The sequence below is a fragment of the Microcella sp. genome (genome assembly GCF_040286215.1).
Classification (GTDB): domain Bacteria; phylum Actinomycetota; class Actinomycetes; order Actinomycetales; family Microbacteriaceae; genus Microcella.
The window spans coordinates 15,863-29,617 of sequence record NZ_JAVKCK010000010.1; the positions used below are offsets into that span (position 1 = coordinate 15,863).

Genomic DNA, 13,755 nt, shown 5'->3' on the forward strand with positions numbered 1-13,755 from the left:
AGCATGCCCGAGGGAGACACCGTCCACCGTGCCGCGCGCCGGCTCGCCGAGGCGCTCGAGGGCCGCACCGTGCTCGTCTGCGATGTCCGCGTTCCCCAGCACGCGACCGTTGACCTGAGCGGCGAGATCGTGGAGTCCGTGGCGGCGCGGGGCAAGCACCTTCTCATGCGCATCGGCCCGCTCGTGGTGCACTCGCACCTCAAGATGGAGGGCTCGTGGCACGTCTACCGCCCGGGGACGCGATGGCGCCGACCGGCGTTCGAGGCGCGCATCGTGCTCGAGGTCGGCCCGGGCGGCGGGGATGCTCACGGCTGGCAGGCGGTGGGCTTCGCGCTCGGTGAGCTCGACGTCGTGCCGCGCGAGCGGGAAGAGGAGCTTGTCGGTCATCTCGGGCCCGACCCTCTCGACGAGGGGTGGAGTCGCGCGGAGGCGCTGCGGCGCCTCACTGCTGACCCGACTCGACCCATCGGGCTCGCGCTGCTCGACCAGCGCGTCGTCGCCGGCCTCGGCAACGACTACCGCAACGAGACGCTCTTCCTGCGCGGGATACTGCCCGAGCGCGCTGTGGGCGACGTGGATGCTGCTGCCGTGCTCGATCTGGCGGTGCGGCTCATCCGCGCCAACCGCGATCGGGGCGAGCGCACGACGACGGGCGATACGCGTCGGGGCCGTCGCCTGTGGGTCGCGCACCGAGACCGGGAGCCCTGCCGACGATGCGGCACTCCGGTGCGGCGGGGCACGCTCGGCGAGGATGCTCTCACCGAGCGCATCACCTGGTTCTGCCCGCAGTGCCAGAGTTGAGCGCGCTACTCCTCCGCCTGACGCGCGCCGCTCGGCCGCCAGGCCACGATGCGCAGGCTCGCCGCGGCGGTGAGAGCGACGACTCCGGCGATGCTGAGCGGCAGGGCGAGCACTTGCGCGATCCGCGGCACGACGTAGGCGCTCGGGTCGTAGATGCCTCCCGCCGGTGCGACGCTGAAGGCGAACTCGCCGTACACGGTCAGCGCGATGGCGAGGGCGAGGGCGAGCCCGCCCACCGCCCACAGGGCGCGCAACCACGGGTTGCCGGCCACGACGATCTCGAAGTGCGCGTGGTCGGCCACGGCGCGCGCCGTCGCGCGGTTCCGCTGCGGCGATGCCGGTGCGGCGATCCCCTCGTCGAGTATCGGCGCCGTCGGCGTGCCCGGTCGGGATGCGCGGGTCTCCGGTGCGGGCGTCGGGGACGGTGGCGTCTCCTGCGCCCCACCACGCTGAAAGGCGGTCGGGTAGCGCGGATCCAGGTCAGTCTCGCGAGGGCTCACGTCGACCCACCTCCTTCGGTGCGTGCAGTGCGGTCAGCCTAGCTCGCGGCGCTCGCAGGGCCGGAGGTGCCCGGTAGCCTCACAGCATGCTCACGCCCGTCCTCTTCGGCTCGGCCCTCGCGATCGCCGGGCTGGTATTGAGCCTCACCTCGTGCGGCACTGATGCCCCGAGTGGCGTAGGTGGTGCATCCGCGTCGTCGACGGGCACCGTCGTGTCGATCACCGACGGCGACACGCTGCGCCTCGACCTGAACGGCGAGGAGCTCGCCGTGCGCCTCACCGGCATCGACACTCCCGAGGTCTACCCCGAGGTCGAGTGCTTCGGTCCGGAGGCCGAGGCGCTGCTCGCCGAGCTCGCCCCGGTCGGTGCGAGACTGCGCGTGGAATACGACCGCGACCCGCGCGACCCCTTTGGTCGCGAGCTGCTGTACCTGTACACGCAGGACGGCACTTTCGTGAATCTCGAGCTCGTCGCGCGCGGCGCCGCCGAGGCGGTGCTCTTCGAGCCCAACGATCGCTACTGGGACGAGCTGCGCGCCGCCGAGCGTGCGGCTCAGGATGCCCGGCTCGGGCTCTGGGCGCAGTGCTGACCTCGTTCGGCTACCGCGCCGAGGGCGAGGGCGCTGAGGCCCGCGCGCACTGGGAACTGTCGGCGCGCAGCCTCAACGAGCACTGGCACCCGCAACCCTTCTTCGATCTGGTGCGCGTCGAGTCGGGCCGAGTGCACTGGACGGCGGAGGAGGGCACGTCGGTCATCCTCGACACGGCCTTTCTGGTCGGCCCCGGCGCCCGCCTCGGCAGGTTTCGCGCGACCGAGCCGGTCGTGCTCGTCGGCACCCGCCGTCCTCTGGCGTGGCAGGGCGACCTGCCGGAGCGTTCCTCACCGGCGCCGGCGCCTCTCTCGTTCGAGGCGATCTCACGCCACGGGCAGCTCGTCCCCACCACGGGTTCGCGCGCGGCATCCAGCGACGTGTCGGCGCGCCACCGGAGGCGACTCCATCGCAACCGGTTCGGCGTCTCCGCCGAGAAACTCTCGGCGATCATCGCGGTGCAGGAGTTCATCGACGCTGGCTGCCCTGGCTCCCCCCGCGACAGCGTGCTCGTCGAGAGCGTCAACTTCGCTCGCTTCTACGACCAGTCCCATTTCTCGCGCACCTTCCGCGCGATCGTCGGCGTGCCACCCTCCGCCTACGTCGATCGGGACTCGGCATGGGTCGAGGCACTCATGGCCATATCGTCCAAGCTGTCGACCCTCTCCCGGGGATACGGTGACGGAGGAAGGGAGACACCATGACAACACCATCGCGCAATCAGCTCGTGACGGAGTACCTGGACGCGCTCGACGCGTCCATCGCCCCGCTCTTCCTGGCCGTTCGCGACGACATCCTCCACGCGGGTGTCGAGCTCGACGAGGCGATCAAGTGGAAAGACTGCCTGGTCTACTCGAGCTCGAAGAATCTCATCCAGACTGTTCTCGGCAAGGGCAAAATCTCGCTCATCTTCTACGAGGGCGTCGCGATCGACGACGGTCGTGGGCTGCTCGAGGGCGATGGGAAGAAGGCCCGCACCTTCCGCATCACGAACAGCGACTACGACACGGCCGCGCTGCAGAGCTACGTGCGCGCTGCCGACGAGGTCGCTCGCGGCATGCGCGGCTGACGCGATCCTCGACAGGCGCTACCGGCTCACCGGTTCGATGAGGTGCGGCCCGTCGCCGCGCAGTGGCGCAACGGGGTGCAGCTCGAGACGGTCGAGAACGGTCTCGCTTTCGGCGACGACCATCCCGACGAGGGCGGCATCACCCTCCACGGTCGGGTCGAGCCAGGTGTCCCACGTCTCCCTGGGCAGCATGACGGGAGCCCGATCGTGGATGCTCGCCGCCGGCCCGAGGGCAGCGCGCGTGAGCATCGACGCGGTCAGCACCCACGGCTCGGGTTCCGCGCCTTCGGCGACGGGGGGCCGCCACCACGAGTACAGCCCGGCGAAGGCCAGCTCGCCCTCCGCAGGGTCGGTGATCCAGTGCGGCGTCTTGACCGGCTTGCCGCTCGGGCCCTCGACCGTGTGCCACTCGTAGTAGCCGTCGGCGGGCAGGATGGCGCGCGAACGCACGACGGCATTCTTGAAGGTGGCCTTCTCCGTGACGGTCTCGCTGCGCGCGTTGAACGTCGGATACTTCGAGGCGAGCTCGGTCGCCCACCGGGGGACGAGCGACCAGCGCGCCACGGTCACGAGGCGCGAGGGCATCCCCTCGGGGTCGTCTTTCGGCACCCGGTCGACGACGACGGGCACCTGCTGGGTGGGCGCGATGTTCCAGCTGGCGGGCATCGCTACCGCGTCCACCTCGTCGGCCTCGAAGTAGGCGCCGAGCTCCTCACCGCTCTTCGTGTTCGCATAGCGCCCGCACATCAGTGCGTCTCCGCCGCGAGAGCCGCGCGCAACCGCGCGGAATCCACCCGGTGGATCGTGTGCACGAGGTCGTCGATCAGGACGACGGGAATGTCATCGCGGTGCTGCTCGAACAGCGCCGGATCATCCAGGATCGAGTGCTCGACGAGCTCGATCTGCGGAAAGTCGAGCAGGGCATCCTCGATGATGTCGCGGGCCACATCGCACAGGTGACAGCCGGGCTTAGCGAGAAGGGTCACAGTCGTCGCGGGCACGCGCTCAGTGTACGCGCGAGCCTGCGGCGACCGCCGTGCCTATGCTGGTGACGATGTCTGACACCGACGCCGACACCGGGCCCGCGGCCGCCCCCAGCCCGACACCGATCGTGGCGTTCTTCGACGTCGACAACACCATCATGCGCGGTGCGAGCGTCTACCACCTCGGGCGCGCCGCGTGGAAGCGCGGCTACGTGACCTTCGGCGACATCGTGCGGTTCGGCTGGAAGCAGATGCGCTTCATCGCGGTCGGCGAGAACCACCGCCACCAGGTGGCGGTGCGCGACCGCGCTCTGGAGCTCGTCGCCGGCCACACCGAAGCCGAGCTCGAGGAGCTCGCGATCGAGACGTACGAGAAGCACATCGAGCGACTTCTGCTGCCCGAGACGGTGGGCCTCGCGCAGGATCATCGCGACAAAGGTCACGAGGTGTGGCTCATCACCGCCACCCCGGAGGCCTGTGCGCGCGTCATCGCCGAGCGGCTCGGGCTCACCGGCGCGATCGGCTCCCGTATCGTCAGCGTCGATGGGGTGTTCACCGGCGAGCTTCTCGGCCACGTCATGCACGGGCCGCACAAGGCAACCGCCGCGGCCCAGCTCGCCGCCGAGCGCGGCGCCGAGCTCGCGGACTGCTGGGCGTACTCGGACTCGCGCAACGACATTCCTCTGCTCGAGCTCGTCGGCAACCGCGTCGTCGTCAACCCCGACGCGGCTCTCGCCCGGTACGCGACCGCGCGCTCGTGGCCGATCCTCACCGCTGGCGTAGCGAGCATCCGCGCCGCACGCCGGCGCGTGCGCCGTGAGGCACGAGCCGTCGCAAGGTCGGCGCGCCGGGAACGCTGAGCCAGGGAACGCGAAAGGCGCCCGACCCTGAGGGTCGGACGCCAGACTGAGGCTCGGAGGCCCCTACTTCTTGTTGCGACGCTGGTGGCGCGTCTTGCGCAGCAGCTTGCGGTGCTTCTTCTTGGCCATGCGCTTGCGACGCTTCTTGATGACGGAACCCATAGAAAATCCTCTGATCGTCGACTGAACGGGAGCAACGGCCCGTTCAGGACCGTGTCATGTACCGCAGGAGTCTAGCCGACGTCGCTGATGGGCGTGTCGATGGCCGAGACGACAGCCGACTCCGGAATGCGGAAAGACCGCCCAAAGCGGATCGCCGGCAGGTCGCCCGCATGCACCATGCGGTACACGGTCATCGAGGAGACGCGCATCATGTCGGCGACCTCGGCCACCGTCAGGAAGCGCACATCGCTCAGGTCGCGGTCCATGTCGTCATCCTCGGGTCGTGCGCACACTCGTGGAGTGACGAATGTGTCCGACGTTCAGAGTAGGGGCAGGTGTGACTGAAGTAAAGAGACCCGATCGGGGGCTCACGAGGGGGATGCTCAGCTCTCGCCGCGCTTCCAGGGCAGCTTCTGCGTCACCGACTCCTGAACCTCGTGCAGCTTCTCCTGCACGCCGTGCAAGCGCTCCTGCGCCTCGTGCACGACCGTTCTGGCCTGATGGGAGGCGCCCGCGGCGACCCGGCCGACCGTGCTGCCGGCGCGCTCGACATCCGCCCCGGCCCACGCGGTGAAGACGGGGCTGGTGACCGGTTCGAGGCCGTCGGCGCCGGCGCTGAGGAACGGCACGAGGTAATCCTCGACCTCCTCGAGCGGGCTCGCGTCGACACGGTAGTAGCGGTGCTGCCCTTCCTCGCGCACGGTCACGAGGCCGTGCTCGCGCAGCACCTTGAGGTGCTTGGAGACGGTGGGCTGGGTCGCGTCCATGCGCTCGACGAGCTCCCCCACGCTCAACTCGCCCGGGGAGGCATCGCCGGCGAGAGCGGCGTCGAGCAAGTGCTGCAGGAGTTCGCGTCGCGTCGAGTCCGCGATTACGTCGAAGATGTCGGCCATGTGACCAACCTACTCAGGCTTGCCCCGGAGTACCATGACAGGCGGCCCGCGGGCCGAGGGGAGCATCCATGGCCAGCAGGGCGCGCATGCGCGGCAACGCGCCGCGAATCGAACGCACGCCCCTTCAGCGACTGCGGGACCGCACGAACGACATCCTCTCCTCCTCACCGGCGCGCTTCGCGATCATCGTCTTCACGGTGCTCATCGGTCTCGTCACCACGCTCCTCATGCTGCCCATCGCGAGCGCGAGCGGAGAGCCCACACCGTTCGCCGACGCGCTGTTCACGGCCGTGTCGGCGATCTGCGTGACCGGCCTCGTCACCGTGGACATGGCCACGCACTGGTCGACCTTCGGCAACGTCGTGATCGTCTTGGCGCTGCAGATCGGCGGTATCGGGGTGCTCACGCTCGCGAGCATCCTCGGCCTCGTTGTCTCACGGCGCCTCGGGCTGCGCGCCAAGCTCCTCGCGGCGAGCGACACGAACGCGGCCCGCACGCGCGGCGGACCGGTGTCAGAGTCGCAGGCCGTGCGCCTCGGAGAGATAGGCAACCTCCTAACGACCGTTGCCGTGAGCGCGCTCCTGATCGAGCTCGTGCTCTTCGCGATCATCCTGCCCCGTCTGCTGCTCGCCGGCTTCGACGTGTGGACGTCGATCTGGCAAGGCTTCTACCTGGCGGCCTCAGCCTTCACCAACACGGGCTTCGTGCCGCTCGTCGACGGCATGGAGCAGTTCTCGGCCGACCCGTGGATGCTCATCACGATCGCCGTCGGTGTTTTTCTGGGCTCACTGGGCTTCCCCGTCATCTTCGCCCTCACGCGCTTCGCCCGGTTCCGCACGCGGCTGGGCGTGCACGCGAAGCTCACCCTCGTCACGACGCTCGCTCTCATCGTCGTCGGCATGGTCGTGATCCTGCTGCTCGAGTGGAACAACAGCGCGACGATCGGCGACCAGGACTACGCCAACCGCCCTCTGACCGCCTTCTTCGTCTCCGTCATGACCCGCTCGGGCGGCTTCAGCACGATCGACATCGGTGCGATGAACGGCTCGACCCTTCTCGCGCTCGACATGCTGATGTTCGTGGGCGGAGGCAGTGCCTCCACGGCCGGCGGCATCAAGGTGACGACCCTCGCGGTGCTGTTCCTCGCCGCGTTCGCGGAGGCCCGCGGTGACCGCGACATGGAGGTCTTCGAGCGCCGCATCCCGACCGACGTGCTGCGACTGGCGGTAAGCATCGTGCTCTGGGGGGCGACGATCGTCTCGACCTCGTCGATCATCATCCTGCACATCACGAAAGCGCCCCTCGACATCGTGCTCTTCGACGTGATCTCGGCCTTCGCGACGTGCGGGCTCTCCGCCGGGCTGACGACGAACGAGCTGCCGGACTCGGCGAAGTTCGTGCTCGCGGCCACCATGTGGGCGGGGCGCGTTGGTACAGTGACCCTCGCCGCGTCCCTCGCGGCGGCTCAACGCCGGCAGCTGTTCCGGCGGGCGGAAGAGAGGCCGATCGTTGGTTGAGAGAATCCGGCACGACGCCCCGGTCCTCGTCATCGGGCTCGGCCGCTTCGGTGCGGCCACGGCCGGGCAGCTGCAGCGGCTCGGCCGCGAGGTGCTCGCGGTGGACGAAGACCCGAACCTCGTGCAGAAGTGGTCGGAGCGCGTCACGCACACGGTGCAGGCCGACGCGCGGTCGTTGGATGCTCTGCGCCAGATCGGCGCTGAAGAGTTCTCCATCGCCGTCGTCGCGACAGGCTCCTCGATCGAGTCGAGCGTGCTCATCACCGCGAACCTCGTCGACCTCAAGGTGCCGCAGATCTGGGCGAAGGCGATCAGCCAGTCGCACGGCAAGATCCTCGCCCGCATCGGCGCCAACCACGTGATCTACCCGGAGGCGGAAGCCGGTGAGCGCGTCGCCCATCTTGTCTCGGGCCGCATGATCGACTTCATCGAGTTCGACGACGACTTCGTGCTCGTGAAGATGTACCCGCCCAAGCCCATCCGCGGTCTGTCTCTGACCGACTCGCAGGTGCGCACGAAGTACAAGATCACGGTCGTGGGCGTCAAGAGCCCGGGCAAGCCCTTCACCTATGCGACCGAGCAGACCGTCGTATCCAACCACGACCTCATCATCGTGTCGGGCACGGAGAGCGACATCGACCGCTTCGCCTCGCTCGACCACTAGCGCCGAGCGAGGCGCGAGCGACCGCTACTGGTCGGCAGGCGCCTGCTGCGGCGGCGCAGGTGCCTCGCGCTGGTCTACCTGGGCGTCGCGCCGCTCCTCGCGGCGCTCCTCGCGCTGCTCGCGGCGCTCCTCGAGACGCTCCTGCAGCCGGTCGAGCGGGCCGTCAGCGATGGTGGCGCCACCCGGTCCGCGGTCGGGCAGATGAGTGCCGAGAAGCACTCCCCCGCCGAAGGTGAGTCCGAGCACGAGCACCGAGCCGACCGCCGCGGCAGTCGCCACGAGCACCGTCCGCGCTCGGCCCGTGCTCGTCGTCGATGGTGCGGGCTGCGTCGCGGCCGGGGCCGGCTCCGAGGTGCCCTGCTGGTCAGAACGATCGTTGCTCTCCGTCGTCATGACGGCCTCCTTCGTGTCGATCGGGCCGCGCGGTCCGCGAGCCCCTCCAGCACGGTCGCGCCCGCGACTATGCGGGGCCTATGCGTCGCACAAGAGGGAGGTCAGGAGTCGCCCAGCCCTGTCACAGAGCAGTGCCGCTCGACCTAACCGCCCGCGGCGAGCTCCTGCGCCCGCGCGAGCGCGGCACGCGTAGCGCGCCCGAAGACCTCGGCGAGCCCGGCCTGCTGCAGCTCTGCCACGGCGCGCTCGGTCGTGCCCTTCGGGCTGGTGACGCGGCGCCGCAGCTCCGCGGGCTCCTCGTCGCCCGCCTCCAGCAGCAGGCTCGCCCCGAGGAAGGTCTGCTGCACCATGAGGGCCGCCACCTCCTCCTCGAATCCGAGCTCCTCGGCCGCATGCGTGAACTCCTCGATGAGCAGGAAGACGTAGGCCGGTCCTGATCCCGACACGGTGGAGAGGGCATCGATGTGCGACTCCGGCAGCTCGATCACCGTCCCGACCGTGCGGAACAGCGACGCCGCGAGGGCCAGATCGCCCGCGGACGCGCGCGCGCCCCCGCTCACGCCGGTCACACCGCGGCCCACGAGAGCGGGAGTGTTGGGCATGGCGCGCACGACGGCCTGCGCGACCTGCTGCTCCATGGCGGCCGTGGTCACGCCTGCGGCGACGCTCACGATGAGAGCCTCAGGGTGCAGGGCCGGAGCGAGCTCCTCGAGCAGCGGAAGGATCTGCGCCGGCTTGACGCCGAGGAGCACGAGCCGGGCATCCTCGACCGCCCACCGGTTCGCGTTCTGCTCGTGCTCCGTCGCCCGGGCCTCCACGCCGAGCTCGCGCAGCGCGGCGGCCGAGGCATCGGTACGCGTCGTGGCGCGCAGCGACGGCACGCTCACCCCCGGCTGACGCAGGCCGTGCAGGATCGCACCGCCCATCGAGCCGGTGCCGAGAATCGCGAGGGAAGGCAGCTGCTCAGTCATGCCACGAGTGTAGGTTGGAGGTCGCCAGACAGGTACCGCGCAGCGGCGCGGATCAGGCGAGAGGTGGCGACCAGCGTGACCGACGACAACCCCGACCAGTCCGGTGCTCTCGCGAGCTCCGAGGCCGTGGCGATTCGTGAGGTGATCGTGCGGACACCGGGAGTGCAGTCCGTCGACGACGTGCGCGCACTGCGGCTCGAGGACCAGCAGCTCGTCATCACCGCGCGACTCGGGTTCGGCCGGTCGACGCCGGTCGCCGACGTCGTCGCCGTGCTCGGGGCCGTGCGTGCGGGCATTCGCCGCGCAGTTCCCGCCGCCCGCGATATCGTTCTTGAACCGGAGGTCGCCGCGCCCCGCGCCGACGCCAATCCCCCCACCGACGTCTTCGTCATCAGAGGAGCAGAGTGACCATGGAAATCCTGTACTCGTTCTTGGTTGTCGGCCACTTCATCGGTCTCGCCGCGATCGTCGGCCCGTTCCTCGTGCAGATGCGCCGTAACAGCGACTTCGCGATCGGCGCCGTGCTCGGGGGCGCGATCACCCAGCTCGTCACCGGCATCGCGCTCACCGGCATCGCCGCCTCGCAGATCGAGGACTACACGAAGATCTTCGTCAAGCTCGGGCTGGCGCTCCTCGTCTTCGTCGCGGCGCTGCTCGGCTGGCTGCGCGCGCGCAAGAGCGGCAACACGCGTGGGGTGAAGCCGTTCTTCCACGCGGCAGGCGGGCTCGCGCTCGTCAACACCGTCGTCGCCGTCTTCGCGTAGCGAGCGGCCTCTACGGGCGGCGTTCGGCGAAGAAGTCGCGCAGTATCCGCGCCGACTCCTCCGCATCGACCCCGGCGATGACCTCGCGCACGCGGTAGGGCAGGCGGCGCTCGCGCAGCAGGTCGAGCACGCTCCCGGCGGCTCCCGCCTTCTCCTCCCACGCGCCAAAGACGACACGGTCGATGCGGGCCGCGAGGATCGCGCCCGTGCAGAGGACGCAGGGCTCGAGGGTCACCACGAGGGTGCATCCCGACAACTGCCAGTCGCCGGATGCCCGGCCCGCCTCGCGCAGCGCGACGACCTCCGCGTGGGCGGTCGGGTCGCTCTCGCGCTCCCGGGCGTTGCGGCCGCGCCCGATGATGCGCCCGCCCTCGTCGAGCACGACGGCGCCGACCGGCACGTCGCCGGTCTCGAGCGCCGCCCGGGCCTCGGCGAGCGCCTCCCGCATGGCGTCGCGGTCGCCCGCGCTCACGACGGTCATGGTGCCCCTTCCGTATAGATTGACTGTATGCGAGTGCACGTAGCCGACCACCCCCTCATCACCCACAAGCTCACGGTTCTGCGAGACGCCTCCACTCCGTCGCCCACCTTCCGCGCGCTCACGGCCGAGCTGGTCACGCTCCTCGCCTACGAGGCCACGCGCGGTGTGCGCACGCACGAGGTGCAGATCACGACGCCGGTGACGACGACGACGGGGCTCGCGATCAGTGAGCCGCGGCCCTTGATCGTGCCGATCCTGCGTGCGGGCCTCGGCATGCTCGACGGCATGACCACCCTGGTGCCGACAGCGGAAGTCGGCTTTCTCGGCATGGTGCGCAACGAGCAGACGCTCGAGCCGAGCGTGTACGCCGAGCGCCTGCCGGACGATCTCGCGAACCGCCAGTGCTTCGTGCTCGACCCCATGCTCGCGACGGGCGGCTCGCTGCTGTCCGCGATCGAGTACCTCTTCGACCGCGGCGCGGTCGACGTGACAGCCGTGTGCCTGCTTGGCGCGCCCGAGGGGCTCTCGATGATCGAGAAGGCCACGGAGGGCCGCGATGTCACGATCGTGCTCGGCGCTCTCGACGAGCGGCTCAACGAGCACGGCTACATCGTGCCCGGCCTCGGCGACGCGGGCGACCGCCTCTACGGCACGGTCGCCTAGCCCGCGCCCCACCCTCCTTGTGCCAGATCTGACACGAAGGGGCGCTCGGCGCTGAGCACAACGCCCCTTCGCGTCAGATCTGGCGGGAGGGGGTGCGGGGTGGGGAAACTTGACGACCCCGAGAGCGCCGGGGATACTGCAAGGCATGACCGTCACCGCGAATCCTCCTGCTGCCGCTTCGGCCCTCGGGATCGCCGGCATGATGATGCCGGCGCGCGCTGACGAGTGCTGTCGAATGTGCGCGTGATCGACGACCTGGTCTTCTCTCCAGGCCACGCCGAGCCCGTGCTGACCGTACGACCCATGCGATAAGCCATGGACGACCGCGACGACGCCGGGCTCCGCGCTCCCTCTGCCGACGATGCGGCGCGGGATGCGCGCACCCCTCGCAGCACATCCTCGAACGACTCGCGTGCCGACGGTGCGGAGCCGTTCGACTCAGCCGAAAGCGTCACTCCCATGTCTCTCGCCGCCCTCGACCGCACCACGACCGCCCCCGACCCCGCGCGCGCTCCCGACCCGGCGAGCGCAGCCTCCCGCCCCGGCGCGCCTCGGGCAGCTGCCCCTTCTGCTCCAACGCCCCGAGTGCGCGCCGTGCCGGACGGCACGGAGGCGCGCGGCTTCGTGCTCTACGTCGGCCTCGATGAGGCGAAGGCCGCCGCCGCGGGCATCGACCTCGGTCGCCTCGTCACCGAGCTCAAGCGCGTCACCGCCGAGCTCGCCCCGCAGTCGCAGACGCACGCGGCCGTCGCCCTCGCCCCGGCGGGCGCGGGCGGTCGAGACGTCGATGTCGTGCGCCTCGCGCTGCAGGATCCCGCGGCGCTCGCCCGGTATCGGCGCGGGACCGCACCGGCGCCGAAACCCGTCGAGGGAGTCGTGATCGACATCTCGCGCAAGCGGGTCCTGCTCGATGGCGACACCGCCGCCCTTACCTACAAGGAGTTCGAGCTGCTGCAGTACCTCGTGCTACGGGAGGGGAGGACCATCGAGCGCGCGGAGTTGATCGCGTCGCTCTGGGCCGACGCCGTGGAGGGCGAGGATGTTCCGAACGAGCGCACGATCGATGTGCATGTGCGCCGGCTGCGGTCGAAGCTCGGCGGCTACGAGGACATCGTGCGCACCGTGCGCGGAGCGGGATACCGCTTCGACCGGCACGCCGACGTCGTGATCCGCTACGCCTCGACGCCGAGCCCAGACTTCTTCTAGGGCAACGTCGTGCCGGCCGCCAGCCGGTCGAGCAGGGCGGGCCAGTGGTCGTATCCTGGCTCCCGGCCGAGCCGCACGATGATGGTGTCGGTCTCCGGGGCGACGTAGATGAACTGCCCGAAGTTGCCGCGCGCGAAGAAGTCGGCGCGTCCAGTGCCGCCCTCGTCTGCCACCCACCAGAACCGGCCGTACTCGTGGCTGGGCCCGCGGGCCGAGGTGGCATCGCGCATCCACTGAGCGTCCACGATGCGCTCACCCTCCCACTCCCCCTCCCTGAGGGCGAGCCTGCCGAGCTTCGCGAAGTCGATCGCGCGCGCATTGACGCCGCTCTCCATCTTCTCGAAACCCGACCTTTCGCTGTCGAGGCTCCAACTGCCCTCCCCTTCGGTGCCGATGCGGCGCCAGAGCGTGCGCTCGGCGAACGCCGCAACGCTCTCGCCGGTCGCCCGCTCGAGCACCAGCCCGAGCAGCAGCGGGTTGTAGTTGTTGTAGAGCCACTCCTCGCCCGGCTCGCCGGCGATGCGGGCGGCGAGGGCCGCTGCCCGCAGATCGGGCGCGTAGTACGTCGTCGCGTCATCGCTCCACGGCAGACCCTGCTCGACGTACGAGATACCGGACGACATCGTCAGGAGGTGGTCGAGAGTGATGCGTGCGAAGCGCGGATCCGACTGCAGCAGCTCGGGGACGTACTGGGTGATCGGGTCGTCCGCCGAGGAGATCGCTCCTTCGTCGATGGCGATGCCGACGAGCGTGGCGACGTACGACTTGGCCATGGAGAACGACGTCTGCGTGGCCTGCGCGTCAGCACCGTTGCCGTACCACTCCGCGATGATCGCATCGTCGCGGATGACGATAAAGGCCGTTGTGCGCGTGTCGTCGAGGAACTGCTCGAGATCATCCGTGGGCAGGGCCAGGCTCTCGGCCGCCGCTGCGAACGCGCGCTCCGTCGCGTCTGACTCCGCGCGCTCGAATGCGAACGGTTGCCCGGACGCAGCCATCGTGCGGGCGGGGAAACGCTGCCAGTCGTCGACATCCGACTCGAGCCAGACCACTGCGCGGGCGAGCTGGGAGTGGCCGATCGACAGCAGTGCCGTGCCGTAGCCGACCAGGAGGATGAGGCCGATCGCGAGGAGGGTCCGTGCGAGGAGGACGGCCCGCCGACGGCGGGGAGACGCAACGTTCACTGCGGGAATCTAGCACCTCGCGCGCCCTCCTCCACGCCGCGCGCCGAGGGGCCG

At 69.9% G+C, this 13,755-nt stretch carries 21 protein-coding genes; 11 read left to right on the plus strand and 10 right to left on the minus strand.

Annotated elements, in window-relative coordinates:
- Nucleotides 1-3 precede the first annotated feature (3 nt).
- Nucleotides 4-801 (plus strand): Fpg/Nei family DNA glycosylase, encoded by a 798-nt coding sequence (locus RJQ01_RS04695; protein ID WP_350475570.1) that lies wholly within the window; start codon nt 4-6, stop codon nt 799-801.
- Nucleotides 802-806: 5 nt separating this feature from the next.
- Here RJQ01_RS04695 and RJQ01_RS04700 read toward each other — a convergent pair whose 3' ends face one another.
- Complete coding sequence (locus tag RJQ01_RS04700; protein ID WP_350475571.1) at nt 807-1,301, minus strand: hypothetical protein; 495 nt, start codon at nt 1,299-1,301, stop codon at nt 807-809.
- Nucleotides 1,302-1,387: 86 nt separating this feature from the next.
- Between RJQ01_RS04700 and RJQ01_RS04705 the strand changes: the two genes are divergently transcribed.
- The 3 genes from RJQ01_RS04705 to RJQ01_RS04715 are packed head-to-tail and all read left to right on the plus strand — an operon-like array spanning nt 1,388 to nt 2,960.
- Nucleotides 1,388-1,891 carry a thermonuclease family protein gene (locus RJQ01_RS04705; protein WP_350475572.1) on the plus strand — a complete coding sequence of 168 codons (504 nt, stop codon included), beginning with the start codon at nt 1,388-1,390 and terminating at the stop codon, nt 1,889-1,891.
- On the plus strand, nt 1,885-2,595 hold the full coding sequence (locus tag RJQ01_RS04710; RefSeq protein ID WP_350475573.1) for a hypothetical protein: 711 nt from the start codon (nt 1,885-1,887) through the stop codon (nt 2,593-2,595). The genes RJQ01_RS04705 and RJQ01_RS04710 overlap by 7 nt, the downstream gene beginning before the upstream one ends.
- Entirely contained in the window at nt 2,592-2,960 is a 369-nt protein-coding gene (locus RJQ01_RS04715; protein ID WP_350475574.1) for a DUF1801 domain-containing protein, read from the plus strand. Before RJQ01_RS04710 ends, RJQ01_RS04715 begins: the two co-directional genes overlap by 4 nt.
- 18 nt (nt 2,961-2,978) lie before the next feature.
- Here the strand turns inward: RJQ01_RS04715 and RJQ01_RS04720 are convergent, their stop codons facing one another.
- Both RJQ01_RS04720 and RJQ01_RS04725 read right to left on the minus strand, forming a co-directional pair.
- Nucleotides 2,979-3,707, minus strand: a complete 729-nt coding sequence (locus RJQ01_RS04720; RefSeq protein WP_350475575.1) for an SOS response-associated peptidase — start codon at nt 3,705-3,707, stop codon at nt 2,979-2,981.
- Entirely contained in the window at nt 3,707-3,961 is a 255-nt protein-coding gene (locus RJQ01_RS04725; protein ID WP_350475576.1) for a glutaredoxin family protein, read from the minus strand. Before RJQ01_RS04725 ends, RJQ01_RS04720 begins: the two co-directional genes overlap by 1 nt.
- Before the next feature lie 53 nt (nt 3,962-4,014).
- Between RJQ01_RS04725 and RJQ01_RS04730 the strand changes: the two genes are divergently transcribed.
- Nucleotides 4,015-4,803 carry an HAD family hydrolase gene (locus tag RJQ01_RS04730; RefSeq protein WP_350475577.1) on the plus strand — a complete coding sequence of 263 codons (789 nt, stop codon included), beginning with the start codon at nt 4,015-4,017 and terminating at the stop codon, nt 4,801-4,803.
- A gap of 63 nt (nt 4,804-4,866) precedes the next feature.
- On the opposite strand, the gene RJQ01_RS04735 is transcribed toward RJQ01_RS04730, so the two are convergent.
- From RJQ01_RS04735 to RJQ01_RS04745, 3 genes are all read right to left on the minus strand, one after another.
- Nucleotides 4,867-4,965 (minus strand): 30S ribosomal protein bS22, encoded by a 99-nt coding sequence (locus RJQ01_RS04735; RefSeq protein WP_003792170.1) that lies wholly within the window; start codon nt 4,963-4,965, stop codon nt 4,867-4,869.
- A gap of 71 nt (nt 4,966-5,036) precedes the next feature.
- Nucleotides 5,037-5,231, minus strand: coding sequence for a helix-turn-helix domain-containing protein (locus RJQ01_RS04740; RefSeq protein ID WP_179872948.1), 195 nt, complete (start codon nt 5,229-5,231; stop codon nt 5,037-5,039).
- A 117-nt stretch (nt 5,232-5,348) separates the two neighbouring features.
- Nucleotides 5,349-5,858, minus strand: coding sequence for an ArsR/SmtB family transcription factor (locus RJQ01_RS04745; protein ID WP_350475578.1), 510 nt, complete (start codon nt 5,856-5,858; stop codon nt 5,349-5,351).
- A 68-nt stretch (nt 5,859-5,926) separates the two neighbouring features.
- Here RJQ01_RS04745 and RJQ01_RS04750 point away from each other — a divergent pair, with 68 nt between their 5' ends.
- A complete protein-coding gene (locus RJQ01_RS04750) occupies nt 5,927-7,375 on the plus strand; it encodes a TrkH family potassium uptake protein (RefSeq protein WP_350475579.1) in 1,449 nt (482 codons plus the stop codon).
- Complete coding sequence (locus tag RJQ01_RS04755) at nt 7,368-8,039, plus strand: potassium channel family protein (protein WP_350475580.1); 672 nt, start codon at nt 7,368-7,370, stop codon at nt 8,037-8,039. The genes RJQ01_RS04750 and RJQ01_RS04755 overlap by 8 nt, the downstream gene beginning before the upstream one ends.
- A 24-nt stretch (nt 8,040-8,063) precedes the next feature.
- On the opposite strand, the gene RJQ01_RS04760 is transcribed toward RJQ01_RS04755, so the two are convergent.
- On the minus strand, nt 8,064-8,432 hold the full coding sequence (locus RJQ01_RS04760) for a hypothetical protein (protein ID WP_350475581.1): 369 nt from the start codon (nt 8,430-8,432) through the stop codon (nt 8,064-8,066).
- A gap of 143 nt (nt 8,433-8,575) precedes the next feature.
- Nucleotides 8,576-9,403, minus strand: a complete 828-nt coding sequence (gene proC, locus RJQ01_RS04765; RefSeq protein ID WP_350475582.1) for a pyrroline-5-carboxylate reductase — start codon at nt 9,401-9,403, stop codon at nt 8,576-8,578.
- Between the two features lie 63 nt (nt 9,404-9,466).
- On the opposite strand from proC, the gene RJQ01_RS04770 reads away from it, so the two are divergent.
- Nucleotides 9,467-9,811: a cation transporter dimerization domain-containing protein gene (locus tag RJQ01_RS04770; protein WP_350475583.1), complete on the plus strand. Its 345-nt coding sequence runs from the start codon at nt 9,467-9,469 to the stop codon at nt 9,809-9,811.
- Nucleotides 9,808-10,167 carry a hypothetical protein gene (locus tag RJQ01_RS04775; RefSeq protein WP_350475584.1) on the plus strand — a complete coding sequence of 120 codons (360 nt, stop codon included), beginning with the start codon at nt 9,808-9,810 and terminating at the stop codon, nt 10,165-10,167. The genes RJQ01_RS04770 and RJQ01_RS04775 overlap by 4 nt, the downstream gene beginning before the upstream one ends.
- Before the next feature lie 10 nt (nt 10,168-10,177).
- Here RJQ01_RS04775 and RJQ01_RS04780 read toward each other — a convergent pair whose 3' ends face one another.
- Nucleotides 10,178-10,648, minus strand: coding sequence for a nucleoside deaminase (locus RJQ01_RS04780; protein WP_350475585.1), 471 nt, complete (start codon nt 10,646-10,648; stop codon nt 10,178-10,180).
- A gap of 27 nt (nt 10,649-10,675) precedes the next feature.
- Here RJQ01_RS04780 and upp point away from each other — a divergent pair, with 27 nt between their 5' ends.
- Together upp and RJQ01_RS04790 are read left to right on the plus strand one after the other, a co-directional pair.
- Nucleotides 10,676-11,311 (plus strand): uracil phosphoribosyltransferase, encoded by a 636-nt coding sequence (gene upp / locus RJQ01_RS04785; protein WP_350475586.1) that lies wholly within the window; start codon nt 10,676-10,678, stop codon nt 11,309-11,311.
- Between the two features lie 459 nt (nt 11,312-11,770).
- The gene (locus RJQ01_RS04790; protein WP_350475656.1) at nt 11,771-12,517 is read left to right on the plus strand and encodes a winged helix-turn-helix domain-containing protein; all 747 of its coding nucleotides are present in this window, start codon (nt 11,771-11,773) and stop codon (nt 12,515-12,517) included.
- Here RJQ01_RS04790 and RJQ01_RS04795 read toward each other — a convergent pair.
- Nucleotides 12,514-13,701 (minus strand): serine hydrolase domain-containing protein, encoded by a 1,188-nt coding sequence (locus tag RJQ01_RS04795; protein ID WP_350475587.1) that lies wholly within the window; start codon nt 13,699-13,701, stop codon nt 12,514-12,516. The two genes, RJQ01_RS04790 and RJQ01_RS04795, sit on opposite strands and share 4 nt — an antisense overlap.
- Nucleotides 13,702-13,755 lie beyond the last annotated feature (54 nt).